The 15,331-nt window shown below is 41.5% G+C and carries 13 protein-coding genes and 1 tRNA gene; 10 read left to right on the top strand and 4 right to left on the bottom strand.

Annotated features, from left to right (window positions below):
• Positions 1-218: 218 nt before the first annotated feature.
• Positions 219-1,259 carry a quinolinate synthase NadA gene (gene nadA / locus AN390_RS15820; protein WP_004589501.1) on the top strand — a complete coding sequence of 347 codons (1,041 nt, stop codon included), beginning with the start codon at positions 219-221 and terminating at the stop codon, positions 1,257-1,259.
• A gap of 167 nt (positions 1,260-1,426) precedes the next feature.
• Positions 1,427-1,516: transfer RNA gene (locus tag AN390_RS15825), tRNA-Ser, on the top strand.
• Positions 1,517-1,674: 158 nt separating this feature from the next.
• Here the strand turns inward: AN390_RS15825 and AN390_RS15830 are convergent.
• The 3 genes from AN390_RS15830 to AN390_RS15840 are packed head-to-tail and all read right to left on the bottom strand — an operon-like array spanning position 1,675 to position 4,848.
• On the bottom strand, positions 1,675-2,742 hold the full coding sequence (locus AN390_RS15830; protein ID WP_055255326.1) for an ABC transporter substrate-binding protein: 1,068 nt from the start codon (positions 2,740-2,742) through the stop codon (positions 1,675-1,677).
• Positions 2,739-4,184 (bottom strand): sensor histidine kinase, encoded by a 1,446-nt coding sequence (locus AN390_RS15835; protein WP_055255327.1) that lies wholly within the window; start codon positions 4,182-4,184, stop codon positions 2,739-2,741. The genes AN390_RS15830 and AN390_RS15835 overlap by 4 nt, the downstream gene beginning before the upstream one ends.
• A complete protein-coding gene (locus tag AN390_RS15840) occupies positions 4,177-4,848 on the bottom strand; it encodes a response regulator transcription factor (protein WP_029774040.1) in 672 nt (223 codons plus the stop codon). Before AN390_RS15840 ends, AN390_RS15835 begins: the two co-directional genes overlap by 8 nt.
• Positions 4,849-5,119: 271 nt before the next feature.
• Here AN390_RS15840 and AN390_RS15845 point away from each other — a divergent pair, with 271 nt between their 5' ends.
• The 7 genes from AN390_RS15845 (at position 5,120) to AN390_RS15875 (ending at position 13,416) form a co-directional block, all read left to right on the top strand.
• On the top strand, positions 5,120-6,445 hold the full coding sequence (locus AN390_RS15845) for an OprD family outer membrane porin (protein ID WP_055255328.1): 1,326 nt from the start codon (positions 5,120-5,122) through the stop codon (positions 6,443-6,445).
• 190 nt (positions 6,446-6,635) lie between these two features.
• Positions 6,636-6,818 (top strand): hypothetical protein, encoded by a 183-nt coding sequence (locus AN390_RS15850; RefSeq protein WP_055255329.1) that lies wholly within the window; start codon positions 6,636-6,638, stop codon positions 6,816-6,818.
• 42 nt (positions 6,819-6,860) lie between these two features.
• Positions 6,861-7,964, top strand: a complete 1,104-nt coding sequence (locus AN390_RS15855; RefSeq protein ID WP_055255330.1) for a 4-oxalomesaconate tautomerase — start codon at positions 6,861-6,863, stop codon at positions 7,962-7,964.
• Between the two features lie 332 nt (positions 7,965-8,296).
• Positions 8,297-9,409 (top strand): tripartite tricarboxylate transporter substrate binding protein, encoded by a 1,113-nt coding sequence (locus tag AN390_RS15860; RefSeq protein ID WP_024032569.1) that lies wholly within the window; start codon positions 8,297-8,299, stop codon positions 9,407-9,409.
• 74 nt (positions 9,410-9,483) lie between these two features.
• Positions 9,484-11,472 (top strand): tripartite tricarboxylate transporter permease, encoded by a 1,989-nt coding sequence (locus tag AN390_RS15865; protein ID WP_055255331.1) that lies wholly within the window; start codon positions 9,484-9,486, stop codon positions 11,470-11,472.
• Between the two features lie 84 nt (positions 11,473-11,556).
• The gene (locus tag AN390_RS15870) at positions 11,557-12,420 is read left to right on the top strand and encodes a universal stress protein (RefSeq protein WP_055255332.1); all 864 of its coding nucleotides are present in this window, start codon (positions 11,557-11,559) and stop codon (positions 12,418-12,420) included.
• A gap of 126 nt (positions 12,421-12,546) precedes the next feature.
• Positions 12,547-13,416: an alpha/beta fold hydrolase gene (locus tag AN390_RS15875; protein WP_055255333.1), complete on the top strand. Its 870-nt coding sequence runs from the start codon at positions 12,547-12,549 to the stop codon at positions 13,414-13,416.
• A 55-nt stretch (positions 13,417-13,471) separates the two neighbouring features.
• Here the strand turns inward: AN390_RS15875 and AN390_RS15880 are convergent, their stop codons facing one another.
• Entirely contained in the window at positions 13,472-13,864 is a 393-nt protein-coding gene (locus tag AN390_RS15880; protein WP_004588808.1) for a DUF2750 domain-containing protein, read from the bottom strand.
• Between the two features lie 370 nt (positions 13,865-14,234).
• On the opposite strand from AN390_RS15880, the gene AN390_RS15885 reads away from it, so the two are divergent.
• Entirely contained in the window at positions 14,235-15,278 is a 1,044-nt protein-coding gene (locus tag AN390_RS15885) for an alkene reductase (protein ID WP_029774027.1), read from the top strand.
• Positions 15,279-15,331: the final 53 nt, after the last annotated feature.

Here is a 15,331-nt window from a genome sequence, read left to right on the forward strand (position 1 = left end):
AGCTCAGTTGGTGGAGCAGTGGACTTTTAATCCATTGGTCGATGGTTCAAGTCCATCATGACCCACCACTTCTAAAAAATCTCAACTCTTCCCTTATTTTATTTAAATCAGTTTCTTATTTTTATTTATAAACAGCATGTCCAGATAGCTGTTATTTGCCCGTGTATTCTCGTATAATTTGCCGTAATTAATGCACTGTAGATGAAGTGGTCGAGAACATGAGTCTAGCTCAAACTATTATGCCTGAAGGTTATATCTTTCCTCCTAAGCCAGCGCCGTTGACTAAAGACGAGCAAGGCGAATATAAAGCACGTATTAAACAACTACTGCAAGATAAAAATGCAGTGCTGGTAGCCCATTACTACACAGATCCTGAAATTCAGGCACTTGCCGAAGAAACAGGGGGCTGTGTTGCCGACTCATTAGAAATGGCACGTTTTGGTGCTCGCCACGATGCAGACATGATCATCGTTGCAGGCGTACGTTTTATGGGTGAAACCGCTAAAATTTTAACGCCAAACAAAACAGTTGTTATGCCAACGCTAGAAGCAACGTGTTCGTTAGATATTGGTTGCCCAATTGATGAGTTTTCAGCGTTTTGCGATCAGCACCCTGATCGTAAAGTTGTAGTGTATGCAAATACCTCTACAGCGGTTAAAGCCCGTGCAGATTGGATTGTAACCTCATCGTGCGCGCTTGAAATTGTAGAGCACCTAGATGAGCAAGGTGAAAAAATTATTTGGGGCCCAGATAAACACCTTGGTAGCTACATCCAAAAAAATACTGGCGCCGATATGATCATGTGGAACGGCGCATGTATCGTACACGATGAATTTAAAACAAAAGCGCTTAAAGATATGAAAGCCCTGCACCCAGACGCGGGTGTATTGGTGCACCCAGAGTCACCTGCAGAAATAGTGGCACTGGCAGATGCGGTTGGCTCAACCAGTCAACTAATAAAAGCTGCGCAAACAATGGATAACGATAAGTTTATTGTAGCGACAGACCGCGGTATTTTTTACAAAATGCAGCAGCTATGCCCTGAAAAAGAGTTTTTTGCAGCCCCAACAGCGGGTGAAGGCGCGTCATGTAAAAGTTGTGCACATTGCCCGTGGATGGCAATGAACGGCTTAAAAGCGATTGAAGAAGCTCTGATAGACCCTCGTGGTAAAGAAGTGTTTGTAGATATGGACTTACGCGAAGGCGCGCTCAAGTCACTTAATCGCATGTTAGACTTTACAGCTAGCATGGCTAAGTAATTAGCCTAATGCATAAAAAACGGCTAAACCCTAAGGTTTAGCCGTTTTTTTATAACTAAAGTAAATTGCTGATTGATTATTAGACACTTAACAGCACAAATTTAAAAAGACCTTGCACCTGTGTAACCTATTTCATACTATAACGCGCTGTTGCTAAGCAACACCGTGGAGGAATGGCTGAGTGGCTGAAGGCGCACGCCTGGAAAGTGTGTTTAGGTTAATCCCTAACGAGGGTTCGAATCCCTCTTCCTCCACCATTATTCTTGAACCCAGTTATTGAATATCAATAACTGGGTTTTTTAATGCCTGCTGCCCAAACCTTAGTTATGCGCTAATAGGCATGTATCTAGTGGGTAATCTCAATCTGCCCTTAAAGTCGCTCCATTAAATACATGACATGGTATAAGTCCCGAATTTATTGGTACTCAAATAACGCGTTTTCCCATTCCTGAATGATTATTTGGCGCTTCATCTGATCGTCTATCACTAATATTTCTATGCCAAGGGGGACGGGGCGCAGCTGACCTTCTGATATATCAAGTAAATGTTTTTGTTTAATTCTTACTTCGTTATTTATTGGCTCAAAATTAGTAAAGTTGGCCATGTCAGTTTGTCCTTGTACAGATACTAAGTAATCAATAAACAGCTGTGCGCCAATTACATTTTTAGCATGTTTAGGAATAATGGCGCTGCGCATAATAACCGAGGTGTAGTCTTTAGGTTGCACCACAATAATATTAGGGTGCTGCGCCGCCCATGTGCGCGCATAAGAGCTTAATATGTTATAGCCAACAGTGAGCTCGCCCGTTGAAAGTGCCTTGAGTATGTCGGCGCTGCGTCTAAATACACGCGTACTGTGATAGCCAAACGATTCAAGCATTCGGCCATAGCTTGAGCTTTGCTCGCGGTCATGAGCCCACAGCAAATAACCTATGCCCACTTGAGTAATATCGTAAATGCCAATGCGGCCTTTAATTTGCTCACTGCGCCTACGAATTAGCTCTAATAATTCGTTGCGGCTACTTGGTGCGACCTCTTCGCCTAAAAATTCTTTATTAAATGCAATTACCGCTGTTTCATAGGTAAAGCCAAATACTTCATTTCGCCATTTAGCCCATGCAGGAAGCTTATTTGTTTGCTCAGAGCTATAAGGCTGTGCGTAACCGTCGTTAACTAACTTTACCTGCAAGTTCATTGCTGAACTTAATAACACGTCGGGCGGGTTTTTAACGTCGGCTAAAAATTCGCTATACACTTCGAAAGTACTTAGCTCGTAATAGTCAATTTGTACAAAAGGGTATTTTTTTTGAAAGGCCGATAAAAAAGGGGCAATTTCCATTTTATCAGCGCCGCCATATATTTTAAGCACGGATTTATTTTCACTTTGTGCCGGAAATACTAAAGGAGTTTTTGCAGCAACGAATGGCGAGCCTACAAGGCACGTTAAAACAACGGCAATATAAATCAGCGATAAAAGTTTCAATGTTCGTCCTCGGTTAGCATTAACGGAAAGTTTATTTCAAAAATAAGCCCCGACGGGCTGTTATCAAGCAGCTTAATAGCAGCGTTATGATGCTCTGCTACCTCTTTTGCAATGCTTAAGCCTAGGCCACTGCCGGCACGTGGGTCGCCTTTACTTTTGTAAAACCGCTCAAACACATGTTGTTTTTGCGCATCGGGTACACCTACGCCTTGATCAGCCACGCATAAACGGGCTATGTAACCACTGTCTGTACTGTGAAGCTCGGTAGACACATTTACTTCTTTATTTTGCGGGCTAAATTTAATCGCGTTTTCTAAAATGTTGCGTAGCATTTGGCTAAGTGCAAACGAATCACCATTGATCATTAAATTATCATCACCTTGATATGTGATGATCACGCCGCGTTGAATCGCCGATACCGCAACATCTCTACACACAGACTTTACCAGCTCCGGCAACGAAAGCGTTATTAAAGGTTGGCTATGAAAGCGGTGCGCAAGAGTGGCTTGGTTTAACAGTTGCGTAACGGTGCTGTCGAGTAAATCTGTTGAATATAAAACACGATTTAACTGCTCTGTTCTTATTTTTTCATCGCTTTCTTCAATGGCATTTTGCGCCTGGCTTTTAAGGCCTGCAAGGGGCGTTCTTATTTGATGAGCCACTTCGCCGGTAAAGCGCTTTAAATGATTAAGCGAGACTTCTAATTGCGATATAAAATGGTTAATGGTTGAAATTAAATCGGCCATTTCTTTAGGAACCGACATATCAATAGGGCGTAAATCAGTGGGGGAGCGCCGACGTATTTTTTTATTTATGCTGTAAATAGGGCGCAAAATTTGATTCACTCCTAGTAATATAAGCACAATAGCTATTACAAACGTTAAAATAACCATTTGTATTACATTTAAATTCATTTCATAGGCGAGCTGATCGCGAGCTTGGGTGGTTTGGCCTATTAAAATATTTACATCAAACGATTCACCCACTTCATAAAGCTTATCTGAGAGTAAAATAAAGCGGTAGTTTTCGCCTTTGTAATCACCTTCCCAAAATTGTATCAGTAGGTTATCTCGTGGGTCATACTCTGCACGTTGCCACTGGGTGTCGGCTTTTTGCAAAATGTGTTGATATAAGCCATTGTAACCGGTTAAGTGCTCGCCTTGATTTTGTGTTATTTGATACACCAATCTGTCATTTGAGGCCATCGAGAGAGTTTCGAATGTAGCGCTGGGTAAATCAACAATAATTTCGTGGTAATCAATGTGGGTATTTTCAAAAATTTGTAAAGCAGCACTGGCAAGTAGCCTATCGTATGAAATTTGGGCGGCGTTTTTGCTGTAATTATTAGCCATAAAATAGGTAATAAGTGTAATTATAACCATTAAAGTAATGGTTATTGTAAGCAGCTGTCGGCGAATTGAGGGGAGGGTTTTGCTACTCATTCGGCTCTGCTAAAAGATAGCCTAAACCACGCAGTGTTTTTATATCAACACTGCTATTTACCAGCTTTTTACGAAGCCTTGCTACGTAGGTTTCTATGGCGTTGGGGCTGGGGGAGTCGTCAAACGAATATAAGTGATCGAGTAACTCATCTTTATTAAGCACTTTGCCTTGATGCGTTAAAAATATTTCTAGTAACCTAAATTCTCGTTGTTTTAAGTCAATAAGTTCTTTAGCAATAGTGACCGTGCATGATTTTCGGTCAAAATCGAGGTTGCCATAACTTATAATGTCTTTACCTAGGCCTTGGTTACGCCTAAGTAGGGCGCGGCAACGGGCTTCTAATTCGCCAAAATCAAAGGGTTTAGTGAGGTAATCGTCGGCGCCTAAGTCGAGTAATTCTATGCGGTGCTCTACTTGGGCACGTGCCGTTAAAATTAATACAGGCGTATTTGATGAGCGAGCCCTGAGCTTTTTTAATATTTGCTCACCGTTTAAATTGGGCAAGTTTAAATCAAGTAAAATAAGGTCGTACTCATGGCGTTTTAACAGCGAATTAGCCACATCACCACTGGTTACAAGGTCTATACCTTGGCCCATTTTGGTGAAACGTTGGCAAATTGCTTCTCCTAACACTTCGTCGTCTTCAACTGCTAAAATTCTCATTAAGCACACCCGCAAAGTCGCAATTAAAAAATATAATTTTAAGTTGTGCAAGACACTAAACAATTACTGCAACGTTTACAATACGCAAATACCTTCGCTTATAGCAAGATAAGCTATAGTTTTAATTTAATAGCTAAAAATACAATTGCCTAAAATGTAATTATCTTGTGACAGGTTTGTGACAGGTTTGCCGTGTAAATTGCAACATGAATAAACTGATACACACTACACACAACTATAAATTTAATTAAACAAGGTAGCGGAGACAACTATGGCTCAACGGTTCTCTAAAATATTTGCAGTAACAGGCGCAGTATTAACTTGTGTTTCTATTCCTTCGTACGCTTCTTTTAATGGGCTTACAGAGCAAGACGAATTTAATATTAAGCTAAGGTCAATCTACTTTGACCGCGATTACGATAACGACGCCAGCGACGACTCAACGTTTGCACAAGGCATAGAGCTCAATTATCAATCGGGCTATTTTAATGACTTAATTAGCATGGGTGTCTCTACTTATACGGTACTTAATTACAACTCAACCGGCAGCGCACAAAATAATATTTTACCCGCTGGGGATGAAAAAGGCGGCGTTGACGATAGTTTTTCTAAATTTGGTCAATATTTTATCGACGTTAAACTTGGTGACAATGGCCATGTAAAAATAGGCGGACAAAAAACCAAAAGCATGCTGTTAAAAAGCTCAGGTAGCCGCGCAATTCCCAATACTTTTAGAGGCGTATTTGGTGACTACAAGTTTGGCAATACCAAAGTATATGGTTACGCCTACGATAAATGGAGCCGCCGCCACGATGACAAGTGGGAAGATTTTTCTACCGACCAGTCAGATAACGGCGCAATTAGTGTTATTTGGGGGGTGGGCGCAAGCTACAAAAAAGATGCGCTAAAAATAGACGCAGAATATTTAAACTCTCATGACTACTTATCAAAGCTTGGGCTTAAAGGCAGCTACGCTATAAAGCTCGATCAAAGTAAGTTAACCCTTTCAAGCGGCGTATTTACCTCACAAGACGATGGCGATTTATTTGTAACCGGCGCAGAGGGTGGCGATTTAGATGATGAAGATGCACTCGATGCGGTTTCAGGCGTTACTAAAAGTGAAAACGATGGTTTTGCCTATTACCTAGATGCCAATTGGAAAAAAGATATTTGGACACTAGGCGCCGCATTTACCAAAGTGAACGATGCCTGGATTGAAGATAACTTTAGTGGCGATCACGGGACTAACCCGTTTCCCACTCGCTCATTAATTGGTGCCGATTTAACAAACCAAAATGAGTCAACTTGGCAGGCTCGCTTAGGCATTGATCTAAAAGCAGTGGCACCGGGTTTAACCACAAAATTTTATTACACCAGCGGCAGCGATGCAGAAAATTCAAGCTTAGGTAAAGCAGGTGGCACAGCCGATGAAAAATATTGGGCCATTGATACACGCTACAAAGTAGCGGCTGTAAAAGGCTTAAGCCTACGTTGGTTATTTTTAGATTACACCACAGATGAAACTGGCAGTGTTGATGGTGTAAAAGGAGACAGAGCAGATCACCGTGTATATGTAGATTACACCATTAAGTTTTAAACGCCCCCTTCGATTGGCTTTTAACGCGCAGCATGAAAATACTGCGCGTTTTTTAATGTTTAAAAGTTATTTTTTAATCAATTTTTATTTCGTGACAGGTTAGTGACAGTTTGGCTCCTTACTCTTAAAAAAAGGGCAACGTTTTGATAACGACGTTACTTGTTTTTAATTGCATTGAAAGGGCGAAACGATGAACTCAACACACGCTACACCTCAGTTAAAACCTACGCCGAGAGCAGTTCACTTTCGTGCAAATAGCCACCAAACAGCCACGGCTGCGAGTGCAACAAGTAATACTAATTTTGCCCCTCAATCTTTGCAAAGTAAGCAAGAGCAAGTGCAAGAGTGCGTGGTTATTTTAAGTAATAACTAACCCGTTACTGCTCATTTAAATTGATTTAGAAGCTGGATTATTATGACTATTCAAAAAAAAATACCTTGTGTCATTATGCGCGGCGGAACGTCTCGCGGGACTTATTTTTTATCCAACGATTTACCGAGAGAGTGGGATAAACGCAAAGAAATTTTAACTGCAGCAATGGGCTCAGGCGACCCGCTGCAAGTAAACGGCGTTGGTGGAGGAAACTCACTAACCAGTAAAGCGGCCATTATTTCACGCTCAACCGACCCCGATGCAGACATTGATTACTTATTTGCGCAAGTTGCTATTGAGCAAAATGAAGTCGATATAACACCTTCGTGTGGCAATATTTTATCTGGTGCAGCACCTCTGGCAATTGAATACGGACTGGTTACTGCAAACGACGGTGAAACAACGGTACGGGTTAAAAATGTAAATACCAATACCCTGATTGAAGTTGTGGTACAAACGCCTAACGGCTTTGTAGAGTACGAAGGCGATGCCACCATTGATGGCGTACCAGGCTCTGGGGCGCCTATTTTACTTAAATTTTTTGATGTGTGTGGCACTAAAACCGGTGAATTACTGCCTACTGGCTCTGTACGCGATACCTTTGATGGCGTAGAAGTAAGTTGTGTCGATGCTGCCATGCCAATGGTACTAATACCTGCACCATCACTGGGTGTAAAAGGCTCTGAAACTAAACAAGAGCTTGATGCAAATACAGAGTTACTGCAAAAAATAGAAAGCATTCGCCTGCAGGCGTCACTAAAAATGGGCCTTGGCGATGCAACCGAAAAAGTCATTCCTAAAGTCGGTTTACTGTCGGTGCCGCAATTTGGCGGTACGATAACTTCGCGCTACTTTGTGCCGCAAAACTGCCATACCAGCCATTCTGTTACTGGGGCAATTTGCGTGAGTGTTAGTTGCATGTTGCCAGGCAGTGTGGCGTACGACTTAATTACCCCACAAAGCTCAGAGCAGCAAAATATAGTAGTTGAACACCCCAGCGGTAAAATAGATTTACTACTTGAGGGGCGCTTTGAAAACGACACGCTAGATATAAAATCGGCGGGGTTAATGCGCACAGCCAGAATGTTATTTAAAGGTGAAGTACACATACCTGCAAAAGTATGGGATGAAAGCAAAATAGCTTAACTTATACCAATGGGCAAAATAGCTCACTTAATTAAGCGAATTGGTGTTAAGCCTTAGTAAACCAACCGAAAATGCGATAGCAGATTGTCTGTTATCGCTTTTTTTATGCTTTATATAAATAAAACTAAACTTATTTTTATTTAAAAACAATGCCTTATAAATAATTTTAAATTAATGGATAGTTTGGCATCGATGACAGGTAGATGACAGTTTCGGCTATTAGTCTAGCTGTTGTTAACTTCTTTTAACGAAATACTTTCATCTACGTAATAGATGCAATGACGTTATTAGGACCTATTTAAATAATTGCAGCGAATAACAGAGGTCAAATTATGAAGATTAAATTAAGTACTTTTGCACCTAATCGACTAAAAGCAATGCTTGTTGTGTTAGCAGCAAGCACTTGTATCAGCTCAGCTTATGCAAACAATAACGACGAAGTAAGCTTTGATGGTGAGCGAGTAGAGTGGGTTGTGCCTTTTAAAGAAGGTGGCGGCTCTGACACATGGGCACGTTTTTTTGGTCCACGTTTTTCTCAGCATTTAAATGGTAAACCTGTGGTTGTGGTTAAAAACATTCCAGGTGGTGGCTCTACCAAAGGCGCTAACCGCTTTGAGCGCCGCGCTAAAGCAAATGGTTTAAATGTATTTAGTACTTCTGCCTCTACACAAATCCCTTACTTACTTGGCGACTCACGCGTTAGATACGAAGTAAAACGTTGGAACGTAATTATGGCAACACCGACTGGTGCGGTGGTATATGTGCGCCCAGAGCTGGGTATTAAAAACGCATCAGAGCTTGCCAAATTGCAGGGTCAAAAACTTAAATTTGGTAGCCAACGCGCCGCGTCAATGGACTTGGTTGGGTTATTAGCCTTCGACATGCTTGATTTAGACATTCATGCCATTTTTGGTATGAAAGGCCGTGGCAGTGCGCGTTTATCGTTTGAGCGTGGCGAGGTGGATATCGACTTTCAAACTACCTCTGCCTACTTAAAAAAAGTACAGCCGCTAGTTGATGAAGGCAAAGCGATTCCGCTTATGTCGTTTGGTGTACTTAATAAAGAAGGCAAAATTGTACGCGACCCAACGTTTCCTGACTTACCACACGTAGGCGAGGTATACGAAATGATCCATGGTAAAAAGCCAACAGGCGTTGAATACAACGTATGGAAAACTTTTTTTGTAGCCGGTTTTGCCGCGCAAAAAGGACTGTTTTTACCTAAAGGCACCCCTGATGACGTTATTGCAGAGTGGCGCAATGCAGCACAGCGCGTCATTGATCAAGACAACTTTAAAGAAGAGTCTGAATTAGTACTTGGCCAATACCCACAACTTGTAAACGAAGATGCAGTAAACACACTGAGCTCAGCACTGACAATTTCTGAAACTGACAAACAATGGGTAAGAAATTACCTAACCGAAAACTACAACGCGCGTTTTTAAAAACCCATGTTGATTTGTTGTACACACAGTGGCTCGCATTTAGTGAGCCACTTTTTTAATCTAAGGAGAGCAGTATGTTAGATGCATTTTTAATTGCGCTACAAACTATTCTTACCCCCACACACTTAATGTATTTATGCGGCGGCGTTTTTTTAGGCTTGCTGATTGGTATTTTTCCGGGTTTAGGCGGCATAGCGGGTTTATCGTTATTATTGCCATTTTTATATGGTATGGACCCAATTTCAGCGCTTGCTATGCTTATTGGCCTAGTGGCGGTTATTCCAACCTCTGACACCTTCACCTCTGTATTAATGGGTATTCCAGGCTCCAGTGGCTCACAAGCCACAGTGCTTGATGGCTTCCCACTGTCTAAAAAGGGTCAAGCAGCGCGTGCGCTTTCAGCAGCGTTTGCTTCGTCATTATTTGGTGGTCTTTTTGGCGCCATTATTTTAACGCTGTTTGTACTGATTGCCCGCCCCGTTATTTTAGCGTTTGGCTCGGCCGAATTATTTATGCTTACTTTGCTAGGTTTAAGCATGGTGGGTGTATTAGCCGGTAATAGCCTAGTAAAAGGCTTAAGCGCATGTGGCTTAGGTTTATGTTTAGGCTCACTTGGCGGTGCTCCTGCAACCGGTGAATACCGCATGGTATTTGATAACGGTTACCTTATGGATGGTATTCCGTTAGTGGTTGTTGGTTTAGGTATATTTGCATTGCCAGAAATTATCGATTTACTGCGTCAAAATCGCTCTATTTCAGAAGCTTCTGAGCTGGGTAGTGGATGGTTTGAAGGCGTAAAAGATGTTGTTAAAAATAAATGGCTAGCCACGCGCTGTGCTGCTATTGGCTGTGTTGTTGGCGCACTACCTGGCCTAGGTGGCAGCGTAGTTGATTGGATCTCTTATGGTCATGCGGTGCAAACCTCTAAAGACACCGAAAACTTTGGTAAAGGCGACATACGCGGTGTTATTGCCCCTGAGTCATCAAATAATGCCAAAGAAGGCGGTGGCTTAATTCCGACCTTATTATTTGGTATTCCAGGTTCTGGCAGCATGGCTGTATTTTTAGGTGGCATGGTATTAATTGGCTTAGAGCCAGGCCCTGCGATGATCACCACTGACCTTGATGTTACTTACACCATTGTATGGTCACTGGCACTTGCTAATGTAATTGGCGCGGGCGCGTGTTTACTAATTTCTAAATGGGTAGCAAAGGTAACAACTATTCCTTACACGCTCATGGCACCATTTATGGTTATGGTGATCTTTTTTGCGGCGTTTCAGGCAACCCGTGATTTAGGTGATTTAGTCGCACTTATTGGTATTGGTATTTTAGGCATATTAATGAAGCGCTTTGGATGGCCACGACCGGCATTTTTAATTGGCTTCGTACTAGCAAGCGGCATGGAAACTTACCTTTATCAAGCTATTCAGTTTGACGGCATAGAGTTTTTATTAAAACCGGGTGTGATTATTATTGGTGCATTAACCGCGCTTTCTATTTTCTTTGCAGCACGCCACTCTATTAAGGCTGCTAAAAAAGAAAAAGCCAATAAAAACACAGCTAATGCTGAGGTAAAACCAACTAACCTTAAACCACAAATCGCATTTTCTGGCTTTGTTTGTTTAGTGTTTGCATACGGTTTGTATGACTCGTTCCAACGCACATTCTTAGGTGGAGTATTTCCTGCCGTGGTGTGCTCGTTCATGTTAATACTCTCTGCGGTTGTGCTGATCAAGCTGCTACTTAATAAAGTAGACGATGCTGTAAATTACGATAATGAGGTCTCTGCGGGGTATGTAAACGACTCAAGCGTGACTGGCCTTTGGCATTATGTATTTTGGCTGTGTGGCTTATTAGCTGGGTGTTTTTTACTGGGCTATGTGATTTCGATAGCGTTGTTTTTCATAATATTTTTACTTGTAAAAGCACGTATATCAATTGCTAGAACATTAACACTGACAGTGTGTGCGTTAGCATTTTTACTTACTTTATCGCACTTTATGGTATTAGATTTACCAAGCGGTTACCTACAAGAAGTGGCAAGCTTTACGCAGCTGTAAACGCCGCCGTGCTAAGCAAAACAAGCAGCGCTTAGCACGGTTTACATTCGCTCTAAAAGGCACTGGCTTAAGAAGGATATAATTATGATTTCACCTAAGCTTATTTTAATGCCGCTTTCTACAAGTGGGCATGTAACAGAGCGCTTAAAAGGGGGCTTAGCCGTTGCTAAGTATTTTAATGCGCACCTTGATGTTTATCACACGCACTTAGACCCAAAGCGCTTTTTGCCAACAGGGCAGCTTGGCTTACCAACTAAATTGGTAAAAGAGTTAGACTCTGTAGCAGGGCGCTTTGCAACAACCGAATCGGCAAATTTAAAAACCGAATTTGTTAGTTTATGTGCCCAGCAGCAAGTTAAATACACTGACGACAGCGCAGAGCATCCCACGCACCCAAGCGCTTCATGGCATATTAATATAGGTGTGCGCAGCGAAATAATTGCAGAGCAAGGCAAAGTTGCTGATTTAATTATTATTCCGCAGTCTAAAAGTGGTAAATCAACCTCGACCTTTGAGGCATCGGTAATGCGAAGTGGTAAACCTATATTACTGGTACCACGGCAAATGACCCACTTTGATATAAAAACAGTGGTGATTGGTTGGAACGCCAGTACCGAGGTATCGCGTGCGCTCACTTACAGTTTATCGCTTTTAAAACAAGCTAAAAAGGTTGTTATATGCACCAGCGCAAGCAGCGCCGATAAAATGCCAAACGGCCATGAAGTGGTTAAATATTTAGCTCAGCACGATATTAAAAGTGAGTTTGTAACATTTAATAATGGCAGGCAATCGACCGCTAAAGCGTTTATGTCGGTAGCGCAAATGCATAACGCTGATTTAGTGGTGATGGGCGCATTTACTCACAGGCGAATCCATGAGCAAATTTTTGGTGGTATGACTAACTACATGCTAGCAAACACCACCTTGCCAATACTTATGGCGCGATAACACTTAAAGCTTAAAAACTAAATTTTACCCAAAAGCCGATATTTACGTTCAATATCGGCTTTTTATTAAAGCTCAATGTGATAAAACTAGCCATTACAATAATAAAAAGTTAATGGGTAGCAGCCTATGTATACGCTTTCACAGTGGCAATCAAACGGGCAGTTTATTGATATAAATGCCAAGCAAATTTTTACTCAAACAGCGGGGGATGCTAATAACCCCGCGCTCCTTTTGATACACGGCTTTCCTAGTGCAAGCTGGGACTGGGAAGGTATGTGGGATGAGCTCAAAAAACACTACTTTTTAATTACACTTGATATGCTGGGGTTTGGCCTTTCGGATAAACCAATAAATGCGGCTTATAACATTACAGAGCAAGCTGATTTATACACGCAATTTTTAAAGCGTTTAAATATTACCAATGTACACCTATTAGCCCATGATTATGGTGATACCGTGGCTCAAGAGCTATTAGCAAGGCAAGTTGCTGCTCAAAGCGACATACGCATACACAGTGTATGCTTTTTAAATGGCGGGTTATTTCCACACATACATAAACCTTTATTTATCCAAAAGCTGCTACTTTCAAAACTTGGTTGGCTAGTACCTAAGCTAATGAGCAAACAAAAGTTTGCTAAAAATTTAATCACTATTTTTGGTAAAAACACGCCACCAGCCCCTATGGTAATTGATACCCTTTGGGCGTTGTTAATTTACAACAAGGGTTTACGTGTGATGCCCAAGCTAATTAAATATATTACACAGCGAAAACAAAACGAACAGCGCTGGGTTGGGGCAATGATTAATAGCGATATACCGGTTACGTTTATTGCAGGTGAGCAAGACCCAATATCGGGTAAACACATGCTTGAGCACTATAAAAAAACAATACCTAATGCGCGCGTACAAGGGTTTGTTGAACTTGGGCACTATCCACAAATAGAAGATGCCAAGGCTATAACTGAGGCTTATTTAAATTTTAGAAAGCAGATATAAAAAACGCGGCTATTTTAGGCCGCGTTTATAAACTAAATAACGTGATGCTGGCTACTTAGTACTTTCTTTTTTTAGGAATTTTTAACTGGCTTTCAAATTCATCAGGAAAAAGCACCGTGCCGTCGTCCTCTTCGGTAGGGAACACCGCAATCAGTAAGTCGTCTTCTTCTAGGCCGGGTGTCCAGCGGCTAAACCAATCTTTAGTCGGAATGGCTTTTGGGGTACAGCCTTCCCATTCGCCCGTGGCCCAAGCTTGTGCAAAATCGCGGGTTGGCCACACTGGTACACAGTCGTCATCTTCGTTGGCAAGCATTACGCAGCCATCATCGTCGTTTAAAATCCATACTTGTTTGTACTGTTGTACGGTTTCAAACATAAAAGCGAGTCGTTTTTTTGCCCCTAGCCCTAAAATTACGGTTTGTTCTTCAGTCGCATTTGCAGTTGTCATAATTGGCTCACTCTTTATTGCTTCAAATTTGAATTTTACTGTTACAAGTATATCGAGTTATGTGACAGTGTGTTGAAAAATTATTATTTAACCTGAACTCTGGATAATAAATCTATCTCTAGCAGCTATTTTAAGCGCTAACTGCGTTGAATTTACTGAAAATCTCTGGCTAGAGAAAAAATAAGCTTAACTATCATCATGATAAAATATGTTAGTAAATCTCTTAACCAGAGTTCAGGTTATTTAATTTTGTAATTCAGATCTGTTTTGGTACTCCCTAAGTATATTTTGAGCGAGCATTCAAAATTGCCCTTGAATGTTGTTAAAAAGGCCGCATCTCATATGCATACTCTTAATGAAGGATTTAACAATGACCACAGATTTACTGGCACCGTATACATTAAACGACTCACTTGAACTTAAAAATCGCGTTTTTATGGCGCCTTTAACCCGTTGTATGGCTGATGATAATTTAGTACCCACGCAAGATATGGTGGAATATTATGCGCGCCGTGCCGATGCCGGCTTAATTATTAGCGAAGCCACTATTATTCGCCCAGATGCACAAGGCTACCCAAATACACCGGGGTTATTTACCAGCGAGCAAATTCAAGGCTGGAAAAAAGTAACCGACGCCGTACACGCAAACGGCGGTAAAATGTTTGCACAGCTTTGGCATGTTGGCCGTGTTGCTCACCCTCACTTTTTTGACGGCGAAGTATTAGCGCCATCGGCAATTGGTGTTGAAGGCTCTGTACCACGTATGCGTGAGCTGACATACATTACGCCAAAAGCGGCCACTAAAGAGGATATTAATTCACTGATAGCCGACTTTGCTAAAGCGGCCGAAAACGCCATTGAAGCAGGTTTTGATGGTGTAGAAATTCATGGCGCAAATGGTTATTTAATTGATCAGTTTTTACATTACGCTGCAAATGAGCGCACAGATGAATATGGCCAAACACCTGAAAATATGGCGCGTTTTGCAATAGAAGTGACCGATGCAGTTGTTAATGCAGTAGGTAATGAGCGTACGGCAATTAGGCTATCGCCAGGTGCTTATTTTAATATGGAAGAAGATAAGCGTGATAAAGCGGTATTTGATTATTTATTAGCGCAGCTAGATGACAAAAAACTGGCTTACATTCATGGCGGTATTTTTGATGACAGCACTCAATTTGACTCTTTAGAAGGTAAAACAACCTCGCAGTATTTGCGCGCTAACACTAAAACCAGCCTTGTAGGGGTAGGTAGCTATAGTTTTGATGATGCAAAACAAGCAATAAACAATGACCAGTTTGATTTAATTGCGATTGGTCGTCCATTTATTGCTAATCCAGATTACATTAGTAAAGTGGCTAATAATGAAGAACTTGTTGCTTATAGTGACGAGATGTTAGCTAAACTATTCTAATTAATTAGGGCGTGTTGACCTTTGGCGTTTGAATTTGCAGCAGTATGTTTGGT

The sequence above is a fragment of the Pseudoalteromonas sp. P1-11 genome (assembly GCF_001399995.1).
In the GTDB taxonomy this organism is placed as follows: domain Bacteria; phylum Pseudomonadota; class Gammaproteobacteria; order Enterobacterales; family Alteromonadaceae; genus Pseudoalteromonas; species Pseudoalteromonas atlantica.

Coding starts and splice junctions, on each gene's coding strand:
- nadA (WP_004589501.1), top strand. CDS start 219: ATGAGTCTAGCTCAAACTATTATGCCTGAAGGTTATATCTTTCCTCCT.
- AN390_RS15835 (WP_055255327.1), bottom strand. CDS start 4,184: ATGAGTAGCAAAACCCTCCCCTCAATTCGCCGACAGCTGCTTACAATA.
- AN390_RS15840 (WP_029774040.1), bottom strand. CDS start 4,848: ATGAGAATTTTAGCAGTTGAAGACGACGAAGTGTTAGGAGAAGCAATT.
- AN390_RS15845 (WP_055255328.1), top strand. CDS start 5,120: ATGGCTCAACGGTTCTCTAAAATATTTGCAGTAACAGGCGCAGTATTA.
- AN390_RS15850 (WP_055255329.1), top strand. CDS start 6,636: ATGAACTCAACACACGCTACACCTCAGTTAAAACCTACGCCGAGAGCA.
- AN390_RS15855 (WP_055255330.1), top strand. CDS start 6,861: ATGACTATTCAAAAAAAAATACCTTGTGTCATTATGCGCGGCGGAACG.
- AN390_RS15860 (WP_024032569.1), top strand. CDS start 8,297: ATGAAGATTAAATTAAGTACTTTTGCACCTAATCGACTAAAAGCAATG.
- AN390_RS15865 (WP_055255331.1), top strand. CDS start 9,484: ATGTTAGATGCATTTTTAATTGCGCTACAAACTATTCTTACCCCCACA.
- AN390_RS15870 (WP_055255332.1), top strand. CDS start 11,557: ATGATTTCACCTAAGCTTATTTTAATGCCGCTTTCTACAAGTGGGCAT.
- AN390_RS15875 (WP_055255333.1), top strand. CDS start 12,547: ATGTATACGCTTTCACAGTGGCAATCAAACGGGCAGTTTATTGATATA.
- AN390_RS15880 (WP_004588808.1), bottom strand. CDS start 13,864: ATGACAACTGCAAATGCGACTGAAGAACAAACCGTAATTTTAGGGCTA.
- AN390_RS15885 (WP_029774027.1), top strand. CDS start 14,235: ATGACCACAGATTTACTGGCACCGTATACATTAAACGACTCACTTGAA.